Source organism: Enterococcus cecorum (assembly GCF_052119425.1).
Classification (GTDB): domain Bacteria; phylum Bacillota; class Bacilli; order Lactobacillales; family Enterococcaceae; genus Enterococcus_E; species Enterococcus_E cecorum_C.
Genome location: NZ_JBQKFH010000010.1, coordinates 58,543 through 69,681, shown reverse-complemented (window position 1 = coordinate 69,681; position 11,139 = coordinate 58,543). Strand labels below are relative to the sequence as shown.

9 protein-coding genes are annotated in these 11,139 nt (G+C 37.6%); 1 reads left to right on the top strand and 8 read right to left on the bottom strand.

Features of this window, described 5'->3' with window-relative positions; genetic code table 11:
- Positions 1 to 298: 298 nt before the first annotated feature.
- From rbfA to ACTQZM_RS03985, 8 genes are all read right to left on the bottom strand, one after another.
- Positions 299 to 649 (bottom strand): 30S ribosome-binding factor RbfA, encoded by a 351-nt coding sequence (gene rbfA / locus ACTQZM_RS04020; RefSeq protein ID WP_016252345.1) that lies wholly within the window; start codon positions 647 to 649, stop codon positions 299 to 301.
- A 24-nt stretch (positions 650 to 673) separates the two neighbouring features.
- Entirely contained in the window at positions 674 to 3,445 is a 2,772-nt protein-coding gene (gene infB / locus ACTQZM_RS04015; protein ID WP_441652968.1) for a translation initiation factor IF-2, read from the bottom strand.
- 12 nt (positions 3,446 to 3,457) lie between these two features.
- Complete coding sequence (locus ACTQZM_RS04010; RefSeq protein ID WP_441652967.1) at positions 3,458 to 3,760, bottom strand: YlxQ-related RNA-binding protein; 303 nt, start codon at positions 3,758 to 3,760, stop codon at positions 3,458 to 3,460.
- Positions 3,753 to 4,049, bottom strand: a complete 297-nt coding sequence (gene rnpM / locus ACTQZM_RS04005; protein ID WP_016252348.1) for an RNase P modulator RnpM — start codon at positions 4,047 to 4,049, stop codon at positions 3,753 to 3,755. The genes ACTQZM_RS04010 and rnpM overlap by 8 nt, the downstream gene beginning before the upstream one ends.
- A 9-nt stretch (positions 4,050 to 4,058) precedes the next feature.
- Entirely contained in the window at positions 4,059 to 5,273 is a 1,215-nt protein-coding gene (gene nusA, locus ACTQZM_RS04000) for a transcription termination factor NusA (protein ID WP_441652966.1), read from the bottom strand.
- 21 nt (positions 5,274 to 5,294) lie between these two features.
- Positions 5,295 to 5,768: a ribosome maturation factor RimP gene (gene rimP, locus ACTQZM_RS03995; RefSeq protein WP_047342716.1), complete on the bottom strand. Its 474-nt coding sequence runs from the start codon at positions 5,766 to 5,768 to the stop codon at positions 5,295 to 5,297.
- 225 nt (positions 5,769 to 5,993) lie between these two features.
- Complete coding sequence (gene thrS / locus ACTQZM_RS03990; RefSeq protein WP_441652965.1) at positions 5,994 to 7,931, bottom strand: threonine--tRNA ligase; 1,938 nt, start codon at positions 7,929 to 7,931, stop codon at positions 5,994 to 5,996.
- A gap of 385 nt (positions 7,932 to 8,316) precedes the next feature.
- On the bottom strand, positions 8,317 to 8,496 hold the full coding sequence (locus ACTQZM_RS03985) for a 2-hydroxymuconate tautomerase (RefSeq protein ID WP_016252354.1): 180 nt from the start codon (positions 8,494 to 8,496) through the stop codon (positions 8,317 to 8,319).
- A 171-nt stretch (positions 8,497 to 8,667) separates the two neighbouring features.
- Here ACTQZM_RS03985 and helD point away from each other — a divergent pair, with 171 nt between their 5' ends.
- Positions 8,668 to 10,926 (top strand): RNA polymerase recycling motor HelD, encoded by a 2,259-nt coding sequence (helD, locus tag ACTQZM_RS03980; RefSeq protein WP_441652973.1) that lies wholly within the window; start codon positions 8,668 to 8,670, stop codon positions 10,924 to 10,926.
- The last annotated feature ends 213 nt before the right edge of the window (positions 10,927 to 11,139 follow it).

The window sequence follows — 11,139 nt, the reverse complement described above, 5'->3', positions numbered from 1 at the left end:
GAAAAAGCTGAGCTCAATAGGTCCCACTTTACAACGAAGCAATAGATCGTTTTTAGTTCGTTGCTTGAAGTGTTTCCTGTCATTTTTTGGCAGCTCTAAAGGGACAATTGGTTGTTTCATCATAAAAAATCCTCCAATCTTCTGTTGAATACAGTATAACTGGAGGACTGGAGGAATGATATACACCTTGTTATTGGGCGCTTACGTTTACTCTTTGTTGGACAAATAGTAAAGACAGTATCAATAAAATTGTAATAAAAAAACTGAGCCAGATTCTACTTTCTGACTCAGCCAAATATTAATATTCTTTATTTAAATTTCTTAGCATTTCATCAATTTTATTTCCATAGTCAATGGATTCATCATAACTAAAGAATAGTTCAGGTGTTTTATATAAGGTTAACACATGACCCAATTCTCGTCTGATTAGTCCAGTTGCTTTTTCTAACCCTTGTTGTGCTTTTGTACGATCTGAAGCAAGATTAGATAAAATGGTATAGTAAATCGTTGCTTGTTGTAAATCTCCAGTCACACGAACTTCAGTAATTGTTACTTCTTGTACGCGTGGGTCACGAACTTTTTTACGCAAGATTTGATTGACTTCTTTTTGGATTTCTTGTGCTAAGCGTCTATCACGATAGTTTGCCATAATTTCCTCCTTAGCAGCTGTCTATTAGTCTACTTTGACTTCTTCCATGATGAAGGCTTCAATAATGTCGTCTACTTTGATATCGTTGAATTTCTCAATCATCGCACCACATTCAAATCCCATTTTGACTTCTTTGACATCATCTTTGAAGCGTTTCAAACTAGCAAGTTGTCCTTCGTAAATAACGATACCATCACGAATGACACGTACACCGCTATCACGTTTAATTGAACCTTCTAATACATAACATCCAGCAATTGTACCGACTTTAGATACTTTATAGGTTTCACGGACCACCATTTGACCTGTAATTTTTTCTTCGTATTCTGGATCAAGCATTCCCTTCATCGCTGTTTCAATTTCTTCAATCGCTTTATAGATGATACGATGTAAACGAATTTGCACACTTTCAAGTTCTGCTTGTTGTTTCGCTTGTGGTGTAGGGCGAACGTTAAAGCCGATAATGATCGCATTAGATGCTGCGGCTAAAGTAACATCACTTTCATTTACCGCACCAACCGCTGAGTGAACGATATTGACACGAACACCCTCTACATCGATTTTTTGTAAAGAGGCGGCTAGAGCTTCCGCAGAACCCTGTACGTCCGCTTTAATAATCACATTAACTTCCTTCAATTCACCCTCTTTTAGGCTATCGAATAAGTTATCTAAAGTAACACGATGGGTCACTGAACGTTGTTGGACTAAAGCACGTTTGGCACGTTCTTCACCAGCAGCACGCGCCGTCTTTTCATCTTCAAAGACTACGAAACGATCACCTGCTTGTGGGACATCATTCAAACCAGTAATTTCCACTGGAGTTGCCGGTCCCGCAGCTTTTTCACGACGGCCTAGGTCATTGGTCATCACGCGGACACGACCAAATGTATTACCGACAACAATTGGATCACCTACATGCATCGTTCCTTGTTGTACTAATAATGTAGCAACCGGTCCTTTACCTTTATCTAGACGTGCTTCAATGACGGTACCAATTGCACGTTGCGTTGGATCAGCTTTTAAGTCTTCTACTTCAGCCACTAATAGAATCATTTCTAATAATTCATCAATATTTTGACCGAATTTCGCTGAGATTTCTACAAAGATGGTATCGCCACCCCAGCTTTCTGGAATTAATTCATATTCGGTTAATTCTTGCATGACGTGTTGTGGATTAGCCGCTGGTTTATCAATTTTATTTACCGCTACAATAATTGGTACATTGGCAGCTTTGGCGTGGTTAATCGCTTCAACAGTTTGTGGCATAACTCCATCATCAGCCGCTACGACTAAAATAGTGATATCCGTGATACTTGCACCACGAGCACGCATACTTGTGAAGGCTGCGTGTCCAGGTGTATCCAAGAAGGTAATTGGTTTACCATCGATATCAATTTGGTACGCCCCGATATGTTGGGTAATTCCGCCCGCTTCTCCACTTGTTACCCGTGAATTACGTAAAGTATCTAGTAAAGTCGTTTTACCATGGTCAACGTGTCCCATGATGGTCACAACTGGTGGACGTGCTACTAAATTCTCTTCATTGATTTCTTCAGGTTCAAAGAATTTATCAATATCTGCAATATCGACTTGGACTTTTTCTTGCGCATCGATTCCATAGTCTGCTGCTAATAATTCAATGGTATCTTTATCTAATGGTTGGTTTTGGTTGACCATTACGCCCATCATAAATAATTTTTTGATAATTTCAGCTGGTTCACGGTGAATTTTTTTCGCAATTTCTGCTACGTTCATACCATCTGTATATTCCAATACTTCTGGTAATTCACGGAATTTACGTGGTGGCACAGCTGGTTTCTTTTCTTGTGGCTTATTATTTTTGCCTTTTTTGCCCTTGAATTTATTATTTGGTTTGTCGAAATCTTTCTTATTATTTTTCTTAGCATTTCGTCCTTTACCAAAATTATCGTCTTCATAGCGATCATTGTTATGTTGTTTTTTCGCTTTGTTTTTTGGTCGCTCTTGTTTACGATTCTCTTGTTCAGTGCCAACTGGGGCAACTTTTTTCACTTTTTCTGATTTTGATTGATTTTCTTGTTTCATTGGTTTTCCTTGTTTTTCAGATTGGCTCACTTGAGATTTCTTTTCCTTCTTATTGTTTGACACATTATCAACAACTTTCATTTCTGGTTTTTCATTTTTAGGCTCCAATTGAGGTTGCTCAATTTTCACTTCTTTTTCACTAACTGGAGCAACCACCTTTTCTTCTGCTTTCTTCTCAGCTACTTTAGTCACTTCTGGCTTAGCAGTTTCTTTTTTCTCAGGCTGAACTGGAAGTACTTTTTCAGCTGGCTTTTCTTTAGCAACTTTAACTTCAGGGGTTTGCTTCACTTGCTTAGTAACTTCTGCTTTTTTCACTTCAGTCACTTTAGATTGCTTTGTTGATTCAGCTTTTTTAGGTGCCTCTTTGACTTCGGTAACTGGTTTAGCAACTATATTTTTGCTTACTGATTCAGCTTTTGAAGTATCGTTTGTTCTTTGATTTGCGCCATTTTTGGTATTTTTGCGATTTCGATTATTTGAATTCGTATTTCTTTGTTGTTTATGACGGTTTAGAAAGTTCGGATTGTTTCTTTGGGTTTGGAATTTTTTATGACCATCCGTTTGAACCACTTCACGATTTTGGAACTCGGATTTTAATTGTTGCGCTTCTTCTTTCGTAATTGCACTACGATGATTTTCTACTTCCATTCCAATTGTTTTGGCTTTTTCCACTAATTCTTTACTGGAGACATTTAAATCTTTCGCCAATTCATAAATTCTGACTTTACTCATTCAATCACCTTCCTATTCGTTCAATAATTCCCCCATTTTCTTAGCAAAGCCGTGATCCATCACCGCAATTGCTTTTCTTGGTTTTCCTAAAGCTTGTGTCAATTCAAGACTAGTAAAAGCTTCACTTAGAGGGATTTCATAATATCTTGATTTATCTTGCAATTTCTTTAAGGTATTCTTACCCGCATCACTAGCTACAAAAACAAATTTTGCTTTTTGTGCTTGGATTTCTTTGGTAACAAGTTCTTCACCCGTTACTAATTTACCCGCGCGTTGGGCAAGACCTAAAAGATTCAATACTTTTTGTTTATTCATTTCCAAATAACTCTCGACGTGCTTTTTGATGTTTCACATAATCTAGTAATTCTTGATAAAATTCGTCACTTAATGTCACACCAAATTTTTTATCAAAGATGCGTTTTTTCCAAGCAAGTTCAGCTTCTTCTGGCTCCATCGCGATATAGGCACCACGTCCAGGCATTTTACCCGTTGGATCGATGGAAACGACACCTTCTTTTGAGCGCGTAATTCTTAATAATTGTTTTTTGGGAATCACTTCACCGGTTACAACAGAGGTTCTTAAAGGGATTTTTCTTTGCTTCATAGGTACCTCCTATTCTTCAGTTAAAGTTTCATCTTCGCTTTCTAACACTTCTACAGCATCATCTTGTGCAACTTCCTCAGCTACAACTTCTTCACTAATTTCTTGTGCCACTTCGTCAAACGCTTCTTCTACTAATGATTCATCTACTTCTTCTTGAGCTTCTTGTGCTTCAAGTTGCGCGTAGAATTCTTGCATTTGAGATTCAGGTTTGATATCAATTTTATGGTTGGTTAATTTGGCAGCTAAACGTGCATTTTGACCACGTTTACCAATCGCTAAGGATAATTGATTGTCTGGCACAACAACCGTACATGATTTTGGATTTTCTAAGTCAAAGATTACATCACTTACTTCTGCTGGATTCAACGCATTGGCAATGTAAACAGCTGGATCTTCATCCCATTCGACGATATCCATGTTTTCGCCTTTTAATTCATTGACTACATTTTGGACACGTTGACCTTTTGGACCGACACAAGTACCCACTGGATCAATATCTGCATCAAATGAACGAACCGCAATTTTAGAACGGTCCCCAGCTTCACGGGCAATACTCATGATTTCAACAGTACCATCATACACTTCTGGGACTTCTTGTTCAAATAAGCGACGTAGTAAATCAGGATGACTACGGCTTACAAAGACTTGAGGGCCTTTTGAAGTATTTTCTACCTTGGATACAAAGACTTTAATGCGGTCATGTGGTTGGTAGAATTCATTTAACATTTGGTCTTGTTTTGATAAGACGGCTTCAATCTTCCCTAAATTCACGTAGATATAACGATTATCTTGACGTTCAACGATTCCTTGAAGAATTTCTTTTTCATATTGTGAGAATTCTTCATAAATAATGCTACGTTCTGCTTCACGAACACGTTGTAAGATGACTTGTTTAGCAGTTTGAGCAGCAATCCGACCGAAATCTTTTGGTGTCACTTCAAAACGAATCTTATCTCCAATTTCATAATGCGGATTAATCGCAATCGCATCTTTAATTGAAACTTCTAATTGGCTATCCATGACTTCTTCAGTGACTTCTTTCACCGCATAAACATGGATGTCCCCTTTCTTTTGATCAAATTCAACTTCCACATTTTGGGCTTGTCCATAGTGGCGTTTATAGGCAGAGATTAAAGCGGCTTCCAAGGCTTCAATCACGATTTCTTTGGCAATACCTTTTTCCGCTTCTAAAGTTTCTAAGGCCGTTAACATTTCTTTACTCATTTGATTATTTTCCCTCCATAATTAAAACTGAATTGCTAAACGTGCTTTGGCAATATTGTTTCGATCAAAAGTGATTTGTTTTTCACGTGTTTTGATGCGTACTTTTAATGTTAATTGATTTTCATCGAAGCTTTCCAAAAATCCTTCATAAACTTTTTCATCTTGAACCGCTTGATATAAAGAGATATGAATGTATTCTCCTAATGCTTTTTCATAATCTTTTTCTTTCTTCAATGGGCGTTCTGCTCCTGGTGAAGAAACCTCTAAAAAGTAAGCTTGTGGGATTGGATCAGGATCAACGTTATCTAATTTTTCGCTTAATTGTTCACTGACAAGCGCACATTCTTCAATATCAATTCCGCCTTCTTTATCGATAAAGACACGAAGATACCAGCTTTTTCCTTCTTTGACAAATTCTACTTCTACTAATTCAAATCCATGTTCATCAACAATTGGTGTAACTAAATCGGTAACTGTTTGGACAACGCTACTCAAATTCTTCAGACCTCCTTTAGTGAACTTCAAGGCATTTTTTCATTAAAAAGAGTGAGCAATTAAACATCGCTCACTCACCTTCAAGTATCATTACTAATGAAAATATAGCATACTTTTTTCATAAAAGCAAATAGATTGCAAAATTAATCCATGAAAGTTTTAACAAAAAAACAAAAGATGCCAAACCAATATCAATACGTTTGGCATCTTTATCATTTTGTTTCACTATTTACGGCTGTAGTTCTTCACGTCCGCAACCATGGCATCGATAAACATGTCTAGTAATTCTACATGTGTTTCTTTGCTACCGTAGCGGCGGATATTAACAGTACCTTCTTCCACTTCTTTATCCCCAACAACGATTTGGTAAGGAATTTTTTGCGTTTGAGAAGCCCGAATCTTGTAACCCATTTTTTCGTTACGATCATCCACTTCGACACGTAATCCTTTTTCTTGTAGACGACGTTTGATTTCATAAGCGTAATCACTATGCGCATCCACAGACACAGGAATAATGGTTGCTTGAATTGGTGCTAACCATGTTGGGAAAGCCCCTTTGTACACTTCTGTTAAGTAAGCGACAAAACGTTCCATAGTTGAGACGATTCCACGGTGGATAACGACTGGGCGGTGGGTATTTTCGCCATCTTCACCCACATATGTTAAATCAAAACGTTCAGGTAATAAGAAGTCTAATTGGATAGTAGATAGTGTTTCTTCCATACCTAGTGCTGTTTTTACTTGAACGTCTAGTTTAGGACCGTAGAATGCCGCTTCTCCTTCTGCTTCAAAGTATTCTAAGCCTAATTCATCCATCGCAGCTTTTAACATGGTTTGTGCATTTTCCCACATAGCATCATCATCAAAGTACTTATCTGTATTATTTGGATCACGATAACTTAGACGGAAACGATAATCATCAATACCAAAATCATGGTAAACAGAAGTCATTAAGTCTAAAGTACGTTTGAATTCATCTTTAATTTGATCTGGACGCACAAATGTATGTCCATCATTTAAAGTCATTTCACGCACACGTTGTAAACCAGATAAAGCACCTGATTTTTCATAACGATGCATCATTCCTAATTCAGCAATACGAATTGGTAACTCGCGGTAGGAATGGATGTCATTTTTATAAACCATCATGTGGTGCGGACAGTTCATTGGGCGTAATACCAACATTTCACCATCGCCCATATCCATTGGTGGGAACATATCTTCATGGTAGTGATCCCAGTGGCCAGAAGTCTTATAAAGGTTCACATCAGCCATCACTGGAGTATAGACATGTTGGTAACCTAAGCTAATTTCTTTATCAACAATGTAGCGTTCAATGGTACGACGGATCGTAGCGCCTTTTGGTAACCAGAATGGCAAACCAGAACCAACTTCCTTAGATACCATGAATAAATCAAGTTCTTTACCTAATTTACGGTGGTCACGTTCTTTAGCTTCTTCACGTAAACGCAAGAATTCTTTTAAGTCTTTTTTATCAAAGAAGGCAGTACCATAAACACGTTGCATCATATGGTTGTCAGAATTTCCGCGCCAATATGCACCGGCCACTGATAATAATTGAAAGACTTGGATACGACCAGTTGAAGGGACATGTGGGCCACGGCAAAGGTCTACGAATTCACCTTGTTGGTAAGCAGTAATCACTTCATCTTCAGGTAATTCGGTAATTAATTCCACTTTATATGGATCTTGCGCAAATAATTCTAGTGCTTCTTGTTTTGTTAAGACACGGCGTTCGATTGGTAAGTTTTCTTTCACAATCTTCATCATTTCCGCTTCGATAGCTGGTAGGTCTTCTGCGGTAATTGCATTTTCTCCATTATCTGTATCGTAGTAGAAACCAGAATCAATGGCTGGACCTACGCCAAAGTGAATTTTGGGATATAAACGACGCATTGCTTGAGCCATTAAATGGGCACTTGAATGACGTAATAGGCTCAACGCATCTTCATGATCTGGCGTAATAATTTCAATTGCCCCATCTTCATTAATTTCGCGTGTTAAATCAATTAATTGGCCGTTTAATTTACCGGCTAATGCTTTTTTCGCTAAACTCTTTGAGATACCTTCAGCGATTTCTTTCGTTGTTACACCTGCAGCAAATTCTTTGACTGCACCATCTGGAAAAGTAATTTTAACCATCTTGTTTTCCTCCATATTTCTGATGATTCACGTAAAACAAAAAGTCCTAGCATAGCCATCATTCATGACTACACTAGGACGTATCTACGTGGTTCCACCTAATTTTAAGTATTGCTACTCCTTGAAAGTCTTAACGGTCTGCACCGCCCTTAGATTCATAAGGGTCTTGTGAAAGTGGTCTGCCCTTGGTTTTCTCCTAGAAGGTTTTCAGCCACGACCTTCCTCTCTTATCAGAAGACTCTCAAGTTTAGGTGTCTTTCTCATCGATCAATTTACGTCTTCTATTTAAACACCATTTCTTGAAAATTGCAAGAAAAAATGAAAAGAAATGCTAGAAAAATTGAACAAAAAATGCCTAGAAGATTTCCAGACATTTTTGAACTGCTTATTTTTTCCACTCACCGTTTACACCATATGTGCCTTTTTTCATTTCATTAATAATGACATGAATATGTTCTTTAGGTGCACCAGTATTTTTGTGAACGGCTTCTGTCACATCTTTCATCATGTTTTCTAATTGTTCTTGGCTGCGACCTTCCACTAATTCAATGTGTACGAATGGCATCAAAATTCCTCCTCAAAAATAATCTAATTTTATGATAAACGAACGAACTGAATTGTCAACTATCTTTTAGCTTTTAGTTAAGACATAACATACTTTTTTACTATCAAATGGTAGTTAATCCCCCTAATCTATGCTATAATTTTAAGTCAAGAATTGTTAGGGGTGATTACAATTAACGCAAAAGAACAAGAAATCCAACATTTAAATGAAACACTCGTTAATATAGAACAAGAAAAAAATATCTTAAGCCGAAAATTACAAGAACTAAACGGCCATTTTCAAAGTGATTTAAAAGAATTAGCCGATATAAAGATTCAAACAGGTTCTGAAGAGGCCTTTTACGAATCAGTCGTGGAATATCAAAAACACGAACAAGATTTAATGATGAAATATCAAAATGCCCAATCCCAAGAAAAACGTATCCAAACACTATCTGCCATGCAAAAAAGTCCGTATTTTGCACGGATTGATTTCAAAGAAGAAGCGCTCGACGAAACACTGTACCTGGGAATCGCTTCTTTACGGGATAAAAATGAAGAACCAACCATTATTGACTGGCGTGCACCGATTGCCAACCTATACTATGAAGGTCATCTTGGAAAAGCAAGTTATCAAACCGATCATGACACCTTTGAAGTCGAACTTACTTTAAAACGACAATTCAAAATCACAGATGGCAAACTACAAGCAATGGTCGATACTAATGATACAATTAATGATGAATTCTTGCTTGAAGTATTAGATGAAACCAGCAGCAATCAAATGAAAAATATCGTGGCGACCATCCAAAAAATGCAAAATACCATCATCCGTGACAGCCACAGTAAGGCCGTCTTAATTCAAGGGATTGCTGGAAGCGGAAAAACCTCAGCACTCTTGCAACGGGTGGCCTATATTTTATACCATAATCGTCAATGGCTAGATGAAAAGCAAGTCCTCGTCTTCTCTCCTAACCGTTTATTTACCGATTATATTTCGATGGTGCTGCCGTCTTTAGGTGAAAGCCAAGTGCCGACCTTTACTTTCAATGATTTTCTACAACAGCTCTTGCCAACGATGGAAATTCCTAAAAATACGATGAGTGAAGAAGAATTTTTAGCTGATTTAGAAAATGCTGTCGATAGCTTTAAACAAAGTGTCACCGCTGTCTATCAAATCAAGCCATATCTCAAAAGTATCACCACTGTGGGCCCATTGTTTAGAAATCTGAAGTTAAACGACCGGATGATTTTATCTAAAGAGCAAATACGTGCCTATTATTTAGAAACCAATCCAAACTTGCCGATTCATCAACGCATGCAACTCTTACAAACAAGACTATTGAAAAAAATCGGTGGCCTGATGAAAGATGAAGCAAAATTGCCTGAAGTAAAAACGCTTGCTGAAGAAATGCTCCAACAAGCTTTTGAAGATAATCCAAATTTAGAAGCCGACGAAAAAACGGAGCGCAAAATGTTAAAAGAGTTTCGCCAACAAATCGTCAAAAAGAAATTTAGAAAAATCAAACGTGCAGTGAAAAATTATACGTTCATCAATTTGGCAGCCCAATATCTACATTTCTTAAAATCTATAGAGCCTGTGTCTGGTATTGATGTAGCAGAATATCAAAACCATCTTACCGAAGTGAAGAATCGTTTGCGCAACCGCCAATTGACAACCAGTGATGCAACATTATACTTCTTATTGGCAAAAGGACTGTATCCGATCTATGTCGAACAAAAGGGGCGCTTTATCTTTATCGATGAAATGCAAGACTTTCCACCAGCTCAAGTCGCTTTATTGCGTAGTTTATATCCAAAAGCAAATATCAGTCTATGCGGGGATTTAAATCAAAAAATCTTTGGTAATGATTCAATTGTCGGCAGCCTCGATCGTCTTTTCCCAGATGTTGAAGTGACTAATTATCAATTAACGACTAGTTATCGTTCTACGCAGGAAATTACGGACTTTGCGAACCAGTTTTTATCTCAAGAAGACCAAGTTGTGGCTACTGCTCGCCATGCCAGTCTACCTACTTTATGGACACTTGATAAAAATGAAAAAATCACTTGGTTCAATCAATTTATCCAACAATGTAGTGCCGAACAACCCCATTTACGAACGGCAATTATTTGTAAAACCACGAAAGAATGTCAGGAGCTTTACCAACAATTAGACGAAAAGCTAAAGGCAACCGTTCAACTGCTTGATTCAGAGGAAACCTTTATGAAGCGTGATATCATGATTATTCCTGCCTATCTTGCAAAAGGCTTGGAATTTGACCGAGTCGTTGCTTGGGATGTTAACCAACAATTCCAAACTACACATGACCAATTAATTCTATATACGATATTTACCCGTGCCATGCATGAATTACATATCGTTTCTCAAAAAGGTCAGTTAAGTCCTTATTTATTAGACTTAAATCCTGAAAGTTTTCAAACCAAATAATGCTTATCCGTGTCTTTTTTGGGGCACGGATATTCTTTTGTGTCCTGTTCAGCCTAAAATTATCCAACAACAATCAGCCATCGCACAATATTTACAAAATAAATTGCAATTATTTGACGTGAAAATCAAGCCCATTAAGGATAAATACGAATTTCTAGAATTTTTACTCAGTGACCTACCACTTGAGAATTTCCGACCGGCGCACTCCACTAT